Below are 15,716 nucleotides of genomic sequence, written 5' to 3' on the forward strand. Positions count from 1 at the left end.
TATGGCAATTTCAAAGTCAGCTAGAAGAATAAAAATCCGTAAGCGTATTCGTAAAACGGTTAATGGAACGGCAAGCCGTCCTAGGTTATCTGTTTTTAGAAGCAATAAAGAAATTTATGCTCAGGTAATTAATGATGTAGATGGAGTGACCATCGCATCGGCCTCATCACGTGAGCTTAAGTCCAACAGTCCTAAGGCAGAAGCTGCTAAAGAAGTGGGTAAGGCTGTTGCTGAGAAAGCTATAGCTGCTGGTGTGGAAACGGTTTCTTTTGATAGAGGCGGTTATTTGTATCACGGTCGTGTTCTGTCTCTTGCAGAGGGAGCTCGTGAAGGTGGTCTTAAATTTTAATTTGAAACATTTAATATAATGTACCAAAAATATAAAAACGTAGAAACGGTAAAGCCAGGTGGCCTTGAGCTTAAGGATCGTTTAGTAGGTGTTCAACGTGTTACTAAAGTAACAAAAGGTGGTCGTGCCTTTGGATTTTCAGCAATTGTGGTTGTTGGTGATGAAAATGGTGTTGTAGGTCACGGTTTAGGTAAGTCTAAAGAAGTTTCTGAGGCAATATCGAAATCGGTTGAGGACGCTAAGAAGAATCTAGTTCGTATTCCTTTGAGAAAAGGAACTATACCTCATGAGCAAAAAGGAAAGTTTGGTGGTGCCAAGGTTTTATTGATGCCTGCATCTGCTGGTACCGGGGTGATAGCTGGTGGTGCTATTAGAGCGGTTCTTGAGGCTGTAGGTGTTCACGATGTTCTTAGTAAGAACCAAGGATCTTCCAATCCTCATAACGTAGTGAAAGCTACTTTTGACGCGCTACTACAATTGCGTAACGCGGAGACCGTAGCCAAGCAAAGAGGTATTTCATTAGATAAAGTTTTTAACGGATAATTATTGTCATGGCTATATTAAAGGTAAAGAAAGTACGTAGTGCCATCAATAGGACGGCAAGACAAAAAAGAACACTAGAGTCTCTAGGTTTAAGAAAGATGAATCAGGTTGTAGAGCATGAAGATACTTCTGTGATACAAGGTATGATAGCTAAAGTTCAACATTTAGTCTCTGTAGAGAAGGCTTAAAAAATATTATAATGGGTTTACATAATTTAAAACCAGCTGAAGGTTCTGTTAAGAATGCTGCCAAGATTATTGGTCGTGGTCAAGGATCTGGTAAAGGTGGTACCGCTACTCGTGGTCACAAAGGAGCAAAATCTAGGTCGGGTTATTCCAAAAAGGTAGGTTTTGAAGGTGGTCAAATGCCACTTCAACGTCGTGTTCCTAAATTTGGTTTCACCAATATCAACAGAAAAGAGTATGCTGGAGTAAACTTGGATGTCATCCAGGCTTATTATGAAGCTGGACGTTTCACAGATACGATCTCAATTGATGATTTAATTGCAGAACGATTGGTGCATAAGAAGGACTTGGTTAAGATATTAGGTCGTGGTGATATTAAAGCTGCAGTCACTATTTCTGCTCACAAATTCACTGCAACTGCTAAAGCTGCTATAGAAAAAGTAGGTGGTCAAGTACAAACAGTTTAATTCTTTTAGATGAAGTTAATTGATAATTTAAAAAATATCTGGAAGATAGAGGAGCTGAGGGATCGCATCATAATGACCTTTAGTTTACTATTGGTATATCGATTTGGTGCTCAAATTACATTACCTGGTATTGATTCAACTCAATTGGTCGGTTTAGCCTCTAATTTTAAAGATGGTATAGGTGGTATTCTTAATGCTTTTACGGGTGGTGCTTTTGCTAAAGCCTCTGTCTTTGCTCTGGGTATCATGCCTTATATTTCTGCTAGTATTGTTGTTCAATTAATGGGTATCGCTATTCCTTATTTACAAAAACTTCAAAAGGAAGGGGAGTCTGGCAGAAAGAAAATCAATCAAATTACTAGATGGCTTACCATAGGTATTTGTCTTATTCAAGCACCTAGCTACATGCTTTCTTTAGGTTCTCTCGGTGTTCCTGAGTCTGCATTTATGATGCAAGATCAACAAACGCTGTTCTTACTATTAAGTACCATTATTTTGGTCACAGGTTGTGTTTTTGCTATGTGGCTTGGAGAAAAAATTACCGATAAGGGTATCGGAAATGGTATTTCATTATTAATTATGGTGGGAATTATTGCCACGTTACCACAAGCCTTTATACAGGAAGTAGGTTCCCGTATTGACGGAGTTGGTAGTTGGTTTCTGATTATAGTTGAGTTGGTTATTTGGTTACTGGTAATAGCTTCCTGTATCATGCTTGTCATGGGTGTTAGAAAGATCCCAGTTCAATATGCGAGAAGATCTGCAACAGGAGGGTATGAGAAAAATGTTTTTGGATCTCGTCAGTATATTCCGTTAAAATTAAACGCTTCTGGAGTAATGCCTATTATCTTTGCGCAAGCGATAATGTTTGTTCCTTCGGCTATCGGTCAAATGGACTCTTCGTGGGCAAAGTCAATTGGCACGGCCTACAGTGATATTTTTGGATTTTGGTACAACTTAACCTTTGCCTTGCTAATAATAGTATTTACCTATTTTTATACCGCAATTACGGTTCCTACTAATAAAATGGCAGACGATTTAAAGCGCAATGGTGGTTTTATTCCTGGAATTCGTCCAGGTACGGAAACTTCTGAATATTTAGATCGCATTATGTCACAAATTACGCTGCCTGGTTCATTGTTTCTAGCTGCAGTTGCTATTTTCCCTGCGGTAATTTCCCTAATGGGTGTTACACAGTCTTGGGCATTATTTTATGGGGGTACGTCCCTTTTAATTATGGTAGGTGTAGCAATTGACACGATGCAACAAATTAACTCTTATCTTCTCAATCGTCATTATGACGGTTTAATAAAGACGGGTAAGAATAGAAAAGCGGTAGCATAATGGCAAAACAATCAGCAATAGAACAAGATGGTTCCATCATAGAAGCTCTCTCAAACGCTATGTTTAGAGTAGAATTGGAAAATGGTCATGTTGTGACTGCGCATATATCGGGTAAGATGCGTATGCACTATATTAAATTATTACCTGGAGATAAAGTTAAATTAGAAATGAGTCCTTACGATTTATCGAAAGCAAGGATCACTTATAGATACTAACATGAAAGTAAGAGCGTCAATTAAAAAGAGAAGTGTTGACTGTAAGATAGTTCGTCGTAAAGGGCGTCTATACGTCATTAACAAAAAGAATCCTAAATTTAAACAAAGACAAGGTTAAGCTATGGCTAGAATTGCAGGGGTAGATATACCTAAAAATAAACGTGGAGAAATAGCATTAACTTACATTTACGGTGTAGGTAGGAATCGTGCAAAGGATGTTCTTATTGCTAGTGGTGTTAGCCTTGATAAAAAAGTTAACGACTGGGATGATGACGAGATTGGAAAAATTCGTGCAGCTATTGGTGAATTTACCATAGAGGGTGAATTGAGATCTGAAACTCAAGTTAACATCAAACGTCTTATGGACATAGGATGTTATAGAGGTGTTCGTCACAGATCTGGTCTTCCATTAAGAGGACAACGTACTAAGAATAATTCTCGTACACGCAAAGGAAAACGTAAGACTGTTGCTAACAAAAAGAAAGCAACTAAATAATAAGTAACTGATATGGCAAAGTCTAAAACAGTAGCTAAAAAGCGCAAAGTAATCGTTGATAGTGTTGGGGAAGCTCACATTTCTTCATCGTTCAATAACATATTGATTTCGCTTACAAACAAGAAAGGTGAGGTGATCTCTTGGTCATCTGCTGGGAAAATGGGCTTCCGTGGTTCAAAAAAGAATACACCCTATGCTGCACAGTTGGCAGCTGAGGATTGTTCTAAAGTAGCTCACGAAGCCGGTTTACGTAAAATTAAGGCATATGTGAAGGGTCCAGGTAATGGTCGTGAAAGTGCTATACGTTCGATTCACAATGCAGGTATTGAAGTAACCGAAATTATTGACGTTACACCGTTACCACACAATGGTTGTCGTCCACCAAAAAGAAGAAGAGTTTAATTTAATTTTAATATCGAGTAGTTATAAGATCATTGAAGGATATAGACCTGAATTCATGATACACCACTCACAAAATTTATAAAAATGGCAAGATATAGAGGTCCTAAGGCAAAAATTGCTCGTAGATTCAGAGAACCAATTTTTGGCCCTAGTAAAGCTTTGGAGAAGAAAAACTATCCTCCAGGTATGCACGGTAACGCAAGACGTCGTGGAAAAGAATCTGAATATGCAGTTCAGTTAAAAGAAAAACAAAAAGCTAAATATACCTATGGTATTCTAGAAAAGCAATTCAGACTTATGTTTGAAAAGGCGGTTCGTAGTACAGGTATTACTGGTGAAGTTTTGCTTCAATTGTGTGAATCCCGCCTAGACAATGTAGTCTACAGAATGGGGTTGGCTAGAACTCGTAGAGGTTCAAGACAACTGGTGTCGCACAGACATATTACTGTAAATGGACAATTAGTGAATATTCCATCTTACCAGTTAAAACCTGGCGATGAAGTCGCTGTTCGTGAAAAATCAAAATCACTTTCTGCTATAGATAACGCTTTGTCGTCTAATGATCGTGTTTATGATTTTATTACTTTCAATAAGGCTTCTTTGAAAGGTGCTTTTGTAAGTGTTCCTGAACGTTTACAAATCCCAGAAAACATCAAAGAACAATTGATCGTAGAATTGTACTCTAAATAATAACCAACTCATTAAGTAATCTTATGGCAATATTAAATTTCCAAAAGCCGGATAAAGTAATCATGATTGATTCAACTGATTTCGAAGGAAAATTCGAATTCAGACCTTTGGAACCAGGTTACGGACTCACCGTTGGTAATGCACTTAGAAGAGTACTTTTATCTTCATTAGAAGGATTTGCAATTACCTCCATACGTATAGAAGGTGTAGATCATGAATTTTCTACCATCGAAGGTGTCGTGGAAGACGTAACTGAAATTATTTTAAATTTCAAACAAGTGCGTTTCAGAAGACAGATCGACGAAGTAGATAGCGAAGTAGTAAATGTATCCTTCTCAGGTAAAGATCAATTTACTGCTGGTGATTTACAAAAGCACATCTCTGGATTTCAAGTGTTGAATCCCGAAATGCTTATTTGTAACACGGAAAGCAGTGTCAGCTTGAACCTAGAATTAACCATAGAAAAGGGACGTGGATATGTTCCTGCGGAAGAGAATAAGAATACTAATGCTGCCATAGGCACTATCGCAATAGATTCTATTTTTACGCCTATCAAAAATGTGAAGTATAGCATTGAAAATTATCGTGTCGAGCAAAAAACTGATTTTGAAAAGTTAGTTTTTGAAATCGTTACTGACGGTAGTATTCATCCAAAGCATGCTCTTACAGAGGCTGCTAAAACATTAATCCACCACTTTATGCTGTTCTCTGATGAGAGAATTACTTTGGAGGCAGATGAAATAGCTCAGACAGAAACCTATGATGAAGAAAGTCTTCATATGCGTCAGCTTCTAAAAACTAAGTTAGTAGACATGGAGCTCTCAGTAAGAGCTTTAAATTGTCTTAAGGCTGCCGAAGTGGAAACACTTGGCGATTTAGTTTCTTACAATAAAAATGACTTGATGAAATTCAGAAATTTTGGTAAGAAATCGCTAACGGAGTTGGAAGAATTAGTAAATATCAAAAGCTTAAACTTTGGTATGGACTTAGCAAAATATAAATTAGACCGTGACTAGGTTGATCCTAGTTCAAGAATATAACAGAAAATGAAGCACGGAAAAAAAGTAAATCATTTAAGTAGAAAGACAGCACACCGTAAGGCAATGTTGTCTAATATGAGTTGTTCTCTTATTGAGCACAAACGTATTAATACTACTGTAGCAAAAGCAAAGGCTCTTAAACAATTTGTAGAGCCCCTGATCACTAAATCAAAAGAAGATACTACTCATAATAGAAGGTTAGTTTTTGCTAAACTTAGAAGTAAGGAAGCAGTAACTGAGCTTTTTAGAGATGTAGCTTCCAAGGTGGGAGATCGTCCAGGTGGGTATACAAGAATCATTAAAATGGGAAATAGACTTGGTGATAATGCTGATATGGCAATGATCGAGCTAGTAGACTTTAATGAGACGTATAAGTTAGAAGTTGGTGCTAAAAAAGCAACGACCCGTCGTAGTCGAAAAAGTAAATCAACAGCTGATGCTCCAGTTGCTGAAACAAAAACAAATGAAGAAGAATAATTTTCTTTATAAGTTGTAGAAAAAGGATCAATGAATATTTCATTGGTCCTTTTTTTTTAAATTATTTTTGAATATAAATTGATTATGGGATATCTAGAAAAAAAAGAGGCCATTATTTTGTTGGAAGATGGTACCATTTTCCACGGAAAGGCAGTAGGAACTGGTGGTACAGCCACTGGAGAAATATGTTTTAATACAGGAACTACAGGTTATCAAGAAATCTTTACTGATCCGTCTTATTACGGACAGCTAATGGTGACGACTAATGCTCACATCGGTAATTACGGTGTAGTGTCTACAGACGAGGAGTCGGATTCTGTTAAAATAGCAGGTTTGGTTTGTAAAAACTTTTCTGAAATATTTTCACGTGTATCAGCTGATGGGGATTTGCTTACGCTACTTGAAAAGCAAAAGTTAGTGATTTTATCAGACGTAGATACGCGTGCCTTGGTTTCTTATATCAGAGATCATGGCGCCCAAAACGCTATCATTTCTTCAGAGTTAGAAGATATGGAAAAATTAAAGTTACAGTTATCTCGAGTTCCTTCTATGAAAGGTTTGGAGCTTGCTTCTAAGGTTTCTTGTAAGGAGCCTTATTATTTTGGTGATCAAAATTCCAGTATCAAAGTAGCTGCCTTGGATTTGGGAATCAAAAAGAATATTTTGCGCAACTTAGCAGATAGAGGCGTGTATATCAAGGTTTTTCCTTATAATTCTTCTTTTGAAGAAATGAAAACCTTTGAGCCAGATGGCTATTTTCTATCCAATGGTCCTGGTGATCCAGCTCCATTAACAACAGCTATTCAAACTGCTAAAGATATCATTGATGCAGGTTTTCCTTTATTCGGAATTTGTTTAGGTCATCAAATTATTGCCTTGGCTAATGGTATCTCAACCTTTAAAATGCATAATGGGCACAGAGGTATCAATCATCCTATTATGAACGTAGCAACTGGTAAAGGGGAAATTACTTCTCAGAACCATGGTTTTGCCATCAATAGAGAAGAGACAGAACAAAATGCACATATTAAAATCACACATTATCATTTAAATGACAATACTGTAGCAGGTATCAAACACCTAACTAAGCCGTGTTTCTCTGTTCAATATCATCCAGAAGCAGGCCCAGGTCCTAATGACGCTACCTACTTATTTGATCAATTTATTAATTTAATCCAAACAAACAAAAAAGTTTCCGCATGAGCACAATTATAGAAGTACACGCCAGACAAATATTTGATTCAAGAGGCAACCCAACCGTCGAAGTTGATGTATTTACATCCAACGGGATTATGGGTAGAGCCGCTGTGCCTTCAGGGGCATCTACGGGAGAACATGAGGCAGTCGAATTGAGAGATGGTGGAACATCTTATATGGGTAAGGGGGTAAGTAAAGCAGTAATTAATGTCAATACAGTTATCGCTGAAGAGCTTTTAGGAACATCTGTTTTTGAACAAGCTTACATCGATCAATTAATGATTGATTTAGACGGTACACCTAACAAAGCAAAGTTAGGAGCAAACGCGATTCTAGGAGTTTCTTTAGCTTGTGCAAAAGCAGCCGCATTGGAACTCAACCAACCGTTGTATAAATACATTGGAGGAATGAGCGCTTGTATGCTTCCAGTTCCTATGATGAATATCATAAATGGAGGCTCACATAGTGATGCTCCTATAGCGTTTCAAGAATTTATGGTGATGCCAGTGGAAGCTGATAGCTTTTCTCATGCTTTGCAAATGGGTACAGAGATTTTTCATCATTTGAAAAAAGTACTTCACGATAGAGGTTTGAGTACAGCAGTAGGTGATGAGGGTGGTTTTGCGCCTAAATTAGACGGTACAGAAGATGCTTTAGATACCATATTACTAGCCATCAAAAATGCCGGATACGAGCCAGGTAAACAAATAATGATTGCTTTAGATTGCGCTGCTGCAGAATTTTTTGTAGACGGTAAATACGACTATACAAAATTTGAAGGAGCTTCAGGGGTCATCAGATCATCTGAAGAACAAGCGGCTTATCTTGCTGAATTAGCAGATAAATATCCTATTATTTCTATTGAAGATGGTATGGATGAAAACGATTGGGACGGATGGAAAATCTTAACAGAAAAAGCAGGCCACAAAGTACAGCTAGTAGGTGATGACCTTTTTGTGACCAACGTAGAACGCTTATCTAGAGGAATTGAAAACCATATTGCAAATTCTATTCTTATTAAGGTCAATCAAATAGGGACCCTTACAGAAACAATTGCAGCAGTAACTATGGCCCATAAAGCTGGTTATACCTCAGTAATGTCGCATCGCAGTGGAGAAACAGAAGATAATACCATTGCAGATCTTGCCGTAGCATTAGCTACAGGTCAAATCAAAACAGGTTCTGCTTCACGTTCTGATCGTATGGCAAAATACAATCAGTTGTTGCGTATTGAAGAAGAGCTGGCAGATGCTGCTTATTATCCAGGTAGAAAGGCGTTTCAATTGTAATAGCCTTTTAGGAATTTCGCTTTCGCGAAAGCGCCACACAACAAAGCCGTCTAGAAATAGATGGCTTTGTTGTTTAATAAACGATTATAAAATACCGATTTAAAAAATAAATTAATCGATTAAAAACACATTTTGTCATTAAATAGTACGAATTATATAAAATATTTTTAAATCAACGTTAAAGAGTTGTTTATTTATGTTATAAAAACATATTTAGATGAATCGAATTCTATTTTTTACTTGTCTTTTACTATTTCCCTTTTTTAATACCGCTCAAGTGATCTGGGAATCAGTTGATCAACAAGAGGTAGCAAAAGTAACTTCTGAAGAAAGAGGGGTTCAGCCGTCGGCCTACCACTTAGTTAGATTGAACACACAGGCGTTAACTGATAAATTAGTAGTTGCCCAAGACCGTTTTTCGGCATCAAATGGAATAGCTATAGACTTCCCTACTGCAACCGATACCTTTGAAACTTTCAGCGTTTATAATTCGGGAACGGTTTCGAAGGAATTACAAGTTCAATACCCAAACATAAAATCTTATGTAGGGAAAAGCCAGCAAAACCCATTAAACACCATCTATTTCACTTTAACTCCTCAAGGCTTTAGAGGTTTAATTACCGGCGAGAACATTAGTTACATGGACCCTTATGCTAAGAGTGTTCCTAATATTATCATGTCTTACGATCGAAAAGATCTTTCTAGAGCCGCTGATGATGATTTCAGTTGTGGGGTAGATGATGGCATGCATCTATTAAATACCTCTTCGTTTACAGGTATGGAAACCAAAGCTTTTAGAGATAGACAGTTGAGAACTTATAGATTAGCAGTAGCAGCAACTGCCGAGTATACAGCCTATCATGACGACGGAAATGCCGGAAATGGCAGTGCTGTAGCTGACGCTATTGCCGGTATAGTAACTACAATTACTAGAGTCAACTCTGTATTTGAAAAAGAAATGTCTATTAGATTCACTTTGGTAGGTAATAATGGCAGTTTAATTTATACAGATTCAAATACCGATCCATATGATAACTATAGTGGCGGTCAAATGATAGGTGTAAACACTTCTATAATTAATGGTCAAATAGGTAGTGCAGCTTATGATATAGGTCATGTATTCTCAACTGGTGGTGGCGGAATTGCTAGCGCTTCTAGATGTAATAATTTTAATAAAGGAAGAGGAGTGACTGGTATTGTAACTCCAGAGTTTGATCCTTTTGATATAGATTATGTATCTCATGAGATAGGCCACCAGTTTGGTGCTTCTCATACCTTTTACAATGGATGTTTTGGAGGTAGTCCTTCTTCTCAACCTTATGAAACCGGAAGTGCTTCTACCATTATGGGATATGCAGGTATTTGTGCTCCTAACGTGCAAGATAATTCAGATGCTTATTTTCATGCGATTAGTTTGCAAGAGATGCATGCTACAATGGCATTAGATACATGTGACGATCAGATTTCATTAGGTTCTAATAATCCTACGGCTCCTGATGCACAAAACTTAGTAGAGAAATTCATGCCTATAGCTACTCCTTTTAAGTTAACTGCAAGTTCTAGCGTTCCTCCAGATGCGGGTGAGGTTTACACCTATCGCTGGGATCAATTAGATACTGGTGCTGCCGCAGCAACCGGGGCCACCCAGCCTCCGTTAAGTTCGAGTACTAGTGGACCTATGTTCAGATCGAAATTTGCCACTACTGATCCTACTAGATATTTTCCTAATCTTGAGGAAGTGTTGAATGGAGCTGATGATATCTGGGAAACACTTTCTTCAGTAACTAGAGAGATGACGTTTGTTGCTACTATCTATGACAACAACTTTAATGGAGGGCAAACAGATCAAGCAGAAGTAATTGTGAAACCTACTACAGCTGCTGGTCCTTTCAGAGTGAATGCACCAGTGGCAACTGATATTTGGCATGAAGGAGAGACCAAAACAGTTGCATGGGATGTTGCAAATACGAATCAGCCGGCCTTAGCAGAGCAAGTAAATGTAAAATTATCACTAGACGGCGGATATACTTATCCAATAATGTTAGCCAGTAATGTACCTAACTCAGGTACTGTAAATGTTACCATACCTACTGGAGCTAAAACCGTTCATGCTAGAATCCTGGTTGAAGCTGTTGGAAATTACTTTTACAATGTCAACAACGGAACCTTTGAGATCAAAGAGGGTTCCTTTGAACTAACAGCTACAACTGATGATTTTTCAGTTTGTCAGCCTAGTGATGGTACTACTACTTTTGAATACAATGCAGCACCAGACTTTAATGAAAGTGTTACTTTTAGTGCCCTAGGTTTGCCAGCAGGCTTAACAGCCACCTTTACACCAAGTTCTACCACTGCCGATGCCACAGTGAGCATTAGTATCTCTGGTACCGCAGCTGTAGCTGCTAATCAGTATGATTTTAGTGTAGCAGCACAATCCACATCGGTGACCCTATCTAAAAACCTAACTTTTAAATTATTTGATAATTTAGTAGGAAATATCTTACAAATTGCTCCAGTAAATGGGGCAGCAAACCAAGTAGCCAATCCTTTACTTCAATGGGAGGATCTTGCCAGTGCCTCTAGTTATTTAGTAGAGATTTCGGAGAATAGTGATTTTTCAATCATCACGGAGTCCCATACCGTTTTTTTTCAAAACAGCTACCAGCCTACAACGCTGGTGCATAGCGCCATCTACTATTGGAGAGTGACTCCTTCTAATGATTGTACCTCTGGAACAGTGGCGTCCATCAGTTTATTTCAAACCGCTCAAGAGGTCTGTACCACCTACGACAATGAAACTTATGAGAACACAGCCCAACCGGCAAACCGACAAGACGAATGGAATACCAGTATCAATGCAGTTGCTGCAAAAGTGGTAGTTACGGATGATATAGAGGTCACTAAACTCAGTTATTATATGAATGCCACTCACGGAGATACAGGACATATTAAAATGCAATTGAGTGCTCCTACAGGCAGGTTTGCTGAAGTATACAACAGAGAGTGTGCAAGCGGAGTTAATTTTGATCTGGTCGTAAGTGATGATGGCACACAAAATTTTGGTTGTGCGCCCGGTTATACAGGAGCTTTAACGGGTAATCAACGACCAGGTCAAGCATTTACTAGGTTTAATGATGCAAGTGCTTTAGGAGAATGGGTGTTGCTCGCGACCGATAGAACAGCTGGTACGGGTGGTACATTCAATCAATTCTCGGTAACGGTTTGTGGAAGATTACAATATGTAAATGATATTGAAACTGATTTAAACTTGGGTTTAACCACCAGCTTTAACGCTACTAATGTGATTAATAATAGCTCACTGAGATCAGTACAAGCAGGCTTTACTGCTGCCAACTTGGTTTATGTAGTTACCAATGATGTGGACTTTGGACAAATCCAGCTTAATGGAGTAGATCTAAATATAGGTGATACCTTTACTCAAGGAGATATAGATAACAATCGCATTCAATATGTACATACTTCCTTAGAATTGGTGAGCGCTGATTCCTTTGGGTATAGCGTCCTAGGTAATGCCAATACAGTCTTGCTAGGGAAGGTGTTTACTATTAACATTGAAGATCCTACGCTCATCTATGATGCTGGGGTTTGGACACCATTTGCTCCTCATGCTGAAACTGGAAGTTTAAATGCGCAAGTCGTATCAGGTACGGCACCTGTTGCTGTAGATGCCACTATTAATGATCTTTCCGTGACGGCAGGGGTACTTTCTATAGCATCAAACGCAGTGCTTACTGTAAATGGAAATCTAAGTGTAGTAGGAGAACTAGATGGTACTCAGGGTACCTTGAGATTAAACGGGTCTTCGGCTCAAAGCATAAGTGGTGCGGGATCATTAGAGCTGCATATTTTAGAAGTCAACAACCCTACTGGAGTAAGTTTTGGTGCCCTTACCAATATTTACTATGTGTTAAGGCCTCAAGCATCTGTGTTAAACACAACTAACACTATCGTATTTAAAAGTAATGCCACTACAACGGGGCAGTTAGATGATGCTAGTGCAGCAACTATAAACGGTAGCGTTAGAGTAGAGCGTTATATACCTGCCAAACGTGCTTTTAGATTTCTAGCTTCTTCTGTAAATTCGACAGGTACGATTAGAGAGAACTGGCAAGAAAATGGAGCAGTAGTTGCCGGCTTAGGAACACATATTACAGGGCCTAGTGCGTCAAACGGTTTTGACGTCAATGCTTCAGGAGCCTATTCCTTATATACATTTGATAACGATAATTATACTTGGAGCGTGGTCCCTAATACCAATATAGAGCAACTGGTTATCGGTGCTCCTTTAAGGATCATGGTAAGAGGTGACCGCACAACAGATTTAACAAACAATAATGCGCAGCCTTCTGTGACCATTTTAAGAGCAAGTGGTTCAGTTCACACAGGAGATTATTCAAGGTCGTATTCCACTGTAAATGGGGGGTTTGCGATGGTTTCTAATCCCTATCAGGCAGCTGTTGACTTTAAGAACGTTTTAAATGACGTTGCTACTTCTGGTTTAAATACCAACTTTGTTTATGTCTGGGATCCCACACTTAACACACGTGGTGCTTATGCCACCGTAGATATGTCAACACTTAATGGTACTGCTTTTCCAGGATCAAGTGCTGCTAATAAGTTTTTACAACCAGGGCAGTCGGTATTTGTTCCTGCCACAGGAGTTTCTGGTTGGACTTTTAAAGAAAGTCATAAAGCTGTTGATCAGCCTATTACTCCAGTATTTGGTGCGTATCATCAAAATCACTTCATCACTATCTCGCTAAAAGATGCCAGTGGCATAGAGCTGATTGATCAAGCAACTATGCAATATGGAAGTAGTTTCAGCAACAGCGTCACGCAAGAAGATGCAGTAAAATTTGTGAATCTAGACGAAACACTTGCTTTTACAACTGGTTCAGACCAATTAAGTATTGAAAGGCGGCAGCTGCCAATGGATGGCGACATCACCCCAATTTACCTTTCTAACTATAGAAGTAACTCTTATATTATGGATCTAGAAGTTGCATTGAATGCGGGTTTGACTGCCATATTAGTGGATCAAGAGTTAGGAACGCGAAGGCTATTACAAGATGGTCATAATGCCCTAAGTTTTAGTGTAGGCGCTTCTGGAAGTATGAATAATAGATTTTTAATAGAGTATGCTGATGGTACCTTAAGTGTAGAAGAAAATAGCTTGATCAATTCTATAGCAGTTTATCCTAATCCTATAGAGAATAATAGCTTCCAAGTGTCGAGTACGTACCTTCTTGGTAAAGAGGTGCAACTGAGCATGTACAATGCCTTAGGTCAGAATATTTATGAGAGGGTTACTTTTTTTACAGATATACAAAGGATCAAACCTTCAGTTGTTCTCCGTTCAGGGGTCTACTTATTAAAAGTTAGTACAAGAGAAGAGAGTGCTACGGTACAACTTATCGTAAAATAATAGTTGCTAGTTTTGGATCTTGCAAATGGCATTACGGCGACTTTTTGGTCGTCGTTTTGTTTTTAAATAGCAGCTTATCTCGCTTTCGCGAAAGCGAAATTCCAACCTGCTCTTGTCAATTTGATGGCTTTTCAAGTTTTAAATTACACTATCCGTTTATTAAAACTAAATATTTTATTAAAGTATGGAACTTCATATCCTAAAATCTATGAAAATCAATGGTTGTGCAGTATTTTCGCAAATAAAAATCCAAAATGTAACATGGCAGACAAGGCGACATTAGAGTTTGAGGGCAAGAAGTATGAATTTCCTGTAATTACTGGCTCAGAAGGTGAAAAGGCAATAGATATAAAAACGTTGAGAAGTGCCACTGGTGGACTTACTACAATTGATCCTGGTTATAAAAATACGGGAAGTTGTACCAGTGCAGTCACTTTTCTTAATGGAGAAGAGGGAGTCCTGAGATATAGAGGGTACTCAATAGAAGAGTTAGCTGATAAAGCCGATTTCCTCGAAGTGGCCTATTTATTGATTTTTGGAGAATTACCTACTGAGGCGGAGTTGAATAAATTTCATTCTGATATTAAGACAAAATCTCATGTAGATGAAGATATAAAGAAAATTCTTGATGGTTTTCCTAAATCTGCTCACCCTATGGGAGTGCTTTCTTCATTGACCAGCGCGCTGATTGCTTTTAATCCTGCTTCTGTAAATGCCGACAGCAAAGAAGACATGTATAATGCTATAGTGAATATCATGGGTAAGTTTCCAGTTCTTGTGGCATGGGCATTAAGAAAACGCACAGGACAACCACTTGATTATGGAGATGATAGTTTAGGGTATGTAGATAACATTCTTAAAATGATGTTTAAAAGACCTAATTCGGAATACAAAATAGACCCTGTGGTTTCTAATGCACTAGATAAATTATTAATCCTTCATGCTGATCACGAGCAAAACTGTTCTACCAGCACTGTACGTATGGTAGGTTCTTCACATGCAGGTCTTTTCGCAAGTTTAAGCGCTGGTATTTCGGCACTTTGGGGCCCACTTCACGGTGGTGCAAACCAAGCCGTTCTTGAAATGCTTGAAGCGATAAAAGAAGATGGCGGTGATACTAAGAAATACATGGCCAAAGCAAAGGATAAAAATGATCCTTTCCGTTTAATGGGATTCGGCCATAGAGTATATAAAAACTTTGATCCACGTGCAAAGATTATTAAAGTAGCAGCAGACGATGTTCTAGAAAAATTAGGTGTAGAAGATCCCATCCTAGAAATTGCTAAAGGTCTTGAAAAAGAAGCCTTGAATGACCCTTATTTTGTAGACCGTAAATTATATCCTAATGTAGATTTCTATTCTGGTATTATTTACCGTGCTATGGGGATTCCAGTAGAGATGTTTACGGTAATGTTTGCATTGGGTCGTTTACCAGGTTGGATTGCACAATGGAAAGAAATGCGAGAAAACAAAGAACCTATAGGAAGACCACGTCAAGTATATACCGGTGAAAAACACAGAGCATTCAAAGAAGTTTCAAACAGGTAAATCCTTGTATTTCTTAAAAAAAAGATGA

At 38.3% G+C, this 15,716-nt stretch carries 16 protein-coding genes; all 16 read left to right on the top strand.

The features are described from left to right. The first annotated feature begins 1 nt into the window (after position 1). Complete coding sequence (rplR, locus tag KG732_RS05975) at positions 2–349, top strand: 50S ribosomal protein L18 (RefSeq protein ID WP_213521545.1); 348 nt, start codon at positions 2–4, stop codon at positions 347–349. Between the two features lie 18 nt (positions 350–367). Beyond that, positions 368–892, top strand: a complete 525-nt coding sequence (gene rpsE, locus KG732_RS05980; RefSeq protein ID WP_213521546.1) for a 30S ribosomal protein S5 — start codon at positions 368–370, stop codon at positions 890–892. Between the two features lie 8 nt (positions 893–900). Continuing rightward, positions 901–1,080 (top strand): 50S ribosomal protein L30, encoded by a 180-nt coding sequence (gene rpmD / locus KG732_RS05985; RefSeq protein WP_213521547.1) that lies wholly within the window; start codon positions 901–903, stop codon positions 1,078–1,080. Between the two features lie 11 nt (positions 1,081–1,091). Then, positions 1,092–1,544, top strand: a complete 453-nt coding sequence (gene rplO / locus KG732_RS05990; protein WP_213521548.1) for a 50S ribosomal protein L15 — start codon at positions 1,092–1,094, stop codon at positions 1,542–1,544. 9 nt (positions 1,545–1,553) lie between these two features. Beyond that, positions 1,554–2,888, top strand: a complete 1,335-nt coding sequence (gene secY / locus KG732_RS05995) for a preprotein translocase subunit SecY (protein ID WP_213521549.1) — start codon at positions 1,554–1,556, stop codon at positions 2,886–2,888. After that, positions 2,888–3,103 carry a translation initiation factor IF-1 gene (gene infA, locus KG732_RS06000; RefSeq protein WP_013549436.1) on the top strand — a complete coding sequence of 72 codons (216 nt, stop codon included), beginning with the start codon at positions 2,888–2,890 and terminating at the stop codon, positions 3,101–3,103. Before secY ends, infA begins: the two co-directional genes overlap by 1 nt. A gap of 1 nt (position 3,104) precedes the next feature. Next, on the top strand, positions 3,105–3,221 hold the full coding sequence (ykgO, locus tag KG732_RS06005; RefSeq protein WP_213521550.1) for a type B 50S ribosomal protein L36: 117 nt from the start codon (positions 3,105–3,107) through the stop codon (positions 3,219–3,221). A 3-nt stretch (positions 3,222–3,224) separates the two neighbouring features. Continuing rightward, positions 3,225–3,599 carry a 30S ribosomal protein S13 gene (gene rpsM, locus KG732_RS06010; protein WP_213521551.1) on the top strand — a complete coding sequence of 125 codons (375 nt, stop codon included), beginning with the start codon at positions 3,225–3,227 and terminating at the stop codon, positions 3,597–3,599. Between the two features lie 12 nt (positions 3,600–3,611). Continuing rightward, positions 3,612–4,001 (top strand): 30S ribosomal protein S11, encoded by a 390-nt coding sequence (rpsK, locus tag KG732_RS06015; RefSeq protein ID WP_169933370.1) that lies wholly within the window; start codon positions 3,612–3,614, stop codon positions 3,999–4,001. 84 nt (positions 4,002–4,085) lie between these two features. Beyond that, positions 4,086–4,691: a 30S ribosomal protein S4 gene (gene rpsD / locus KG732_RS06020; RefSeq protein WP_213521552.1), complete on the top strand. Its 606-nt coding sequence runs from the start codon at positions 4,086–4,088 to the stop codon at positions 4,689–4,691. Positions 4,692–4,714: 23 nt separating this feature from the next. After that, the gene (locus KG732_RS06025) at positions 4,715–5,707 is read left to right on the top strand and encodes a DNA-directed RNA polymerase subunit alpha (protein ID WP_213521553.1); all 993 of its coding nucleotides are present in this window, start codon (positions 4,715–4,717) and stop codon (positions 5,705–5,707) included. A 30-nt stretch (positions 5,708–5,737) separates the two neighbouring features. Then, on the top strand, positions 5,738–6,208 hold the full coding sequence (gene rplQ / locus KG732_RS06030; RefSeq protein WP_213521554.1) for a 50S ribosomal protein L17: 471 nt from the start codon (positions 5,738–5,740) through the stop codon (positions 6,206–6,208). Between the two features lie 84 nt (positions 6,209–6,292). Continuing rightward, positions 6,293–7,411 carry a glutamine-hydrolyzing carbamoyl-phosphate synthase small subunit gene (carA, locus tag KG732_RS06035; RefSeq protein WP_213521555.1) on the top strand — a complete coding sequence of 373 codons (1,119 nt, stop codon included), beginning with the start codon at positions 6,293–6,295 and terminating at the stop codon, positions 7,409–7,411. Next, positions 7,408–8,694, top strand: coding sequence for a phosphopyruvate hydratase (gene eno, locus KG732_RS06040; protein WP_213521556.1), 1,287 nt, complete (start codon positions 7,408–7,410; stop codon positions 8,692–8,694). The genes carA and eno overlap by 4 nt, the downstream gene beginning before the upstream one ends. Positions 8,695–8,911: 217 nt before the next feature. Beyond that, a complete protein-coding gene (locus KG732_RS06045) occupies positions 8,912–14,140 on the top strand; it encodes a reprolysin-like metallopeptidase (protein WP_213521557.1) in 5,229 nt (1,742 codons plus the stop codon). A gap of 261 nt (positions 14,141–14,401) precedes the next feature. Continuing rightward, positions 14,402–15,688 (top strand): citrate synthase, encoded by a 1,287-nt coding sequence (locus tag KG732_RS06050; protein WP_213521558.1) that lies wholly within the window; start codon positions 14,402–14,404, stop codon positions 15,686–15,688. Positions 15,689–15,716: the final 28 nt, after the last annotated feature.

Origin of the sequence: Nonlabens sp. (genome assembly GCF_018401815.1) — a bacterium.
Lineage (GTDB): Bacteria > Bacteroidota > Bacteroidia > Flavobacteriales > Flavobacteriaceae > Nonlabens.

Coding starts and splice junctions, on each gene's coding strand:
- rplR (WP_213521545.1), top strand. CDS start 2: ATGGCAATTTCAAAGTCAGCTAGAAGAATAAAAATCCGTAAGCGTATT.
- rpsE (WP_213521546.1), top strand. CDS start 368: ATGTACCAAAAATATAAAAACGTAGAAACGGTAAAGCCAGGTGGCCTT.
- rpmD (WP_213521547.1), top strand. CDS start 901: ATGGCTATATTAAAGGTAAAGAAAGTACGTAGTGCCATCAATAGGACG.
- rplO (WP_213521548.1), top strand. CDS start 1,092: ATGGGTTTACATAATTTAAAACCAGCTGAAGGTTCTGTTAAGAATGCT.
- secY (WP_213521549.1), top strand. CDS start 1,554: ATGAAGTTAATTGATAATTTAAAAAATATCTGGAAGATAGAGGAGCTG.
- infA (WP_013549436.1), top strand. CDS start 2,888: ATGGCAAAACAATCAGCAATAGAACAAGATGGTTCCATCATAGAAGCT.
- ykgO (WP_213521550.1), top strand. CDS start 3,105: ATGAAAGTAAGAGCGTCAATTAAAAAGAGAAGTGTTGACTGTAAGATA.
- rpsM (WP_213521551.1), top strand. CDS start 3,225: ATGGCTAGAATTGCAGGGGTAGATATACCTAAAAATAAACGTGGAGAA.
- rpsK (WP_169933370.1), top strand. CDS start 3,612: ATGGCAAAGTCTAAAACAGTAGCTAAAAAGCGCAAAGTAATCGTTGAT.
- rpsD (WP_213521552.1), top strand. CDS start 4,086: ATGGCAAGATATAGAGGTCCTAAGGCAAAAATTGCTCGTAGATTCAGA.
- KG732_RS06025 (WP_213521553.1), top strand. CDS start 4,715: ATGGCAATATTAAATTTCCAAAAGCCGGATAAAGTAATCATGATTGAT.
- rplQ (WP_213521554.1), top strand. CDS start 5,738: ATGAAGCACGGAAAAAAAGTAAATCATTTAAGTAGAAAGACAGCACAC.
- carA (WP_213521555.1), top strand. CDS start 6,293: ATGGGATATCTAGAAAAAAAAGAGGCCATTATTTTGTTGGAAGATGGT.
- eno (WP_213521556.1), top strand. CDS start 7,408: ATGAGCACAATTATAGAAGTACACGCCAGACAAATATTTGATTCAAGA.
- KG732_RS06045 (WP_213521557.1), top strand. CDS start 8,912: ATGAATCGAATTCTATTTTTTACTTGTCTTTTACTATTTCCCTTTTTT.
- KG732_RS06050 (WP_213521558.1), top strand. CDS start 14,402: ATGGCAGACAAGGCGACATTAGAGTTTGAGGGCAAGAAGTATGAATTT.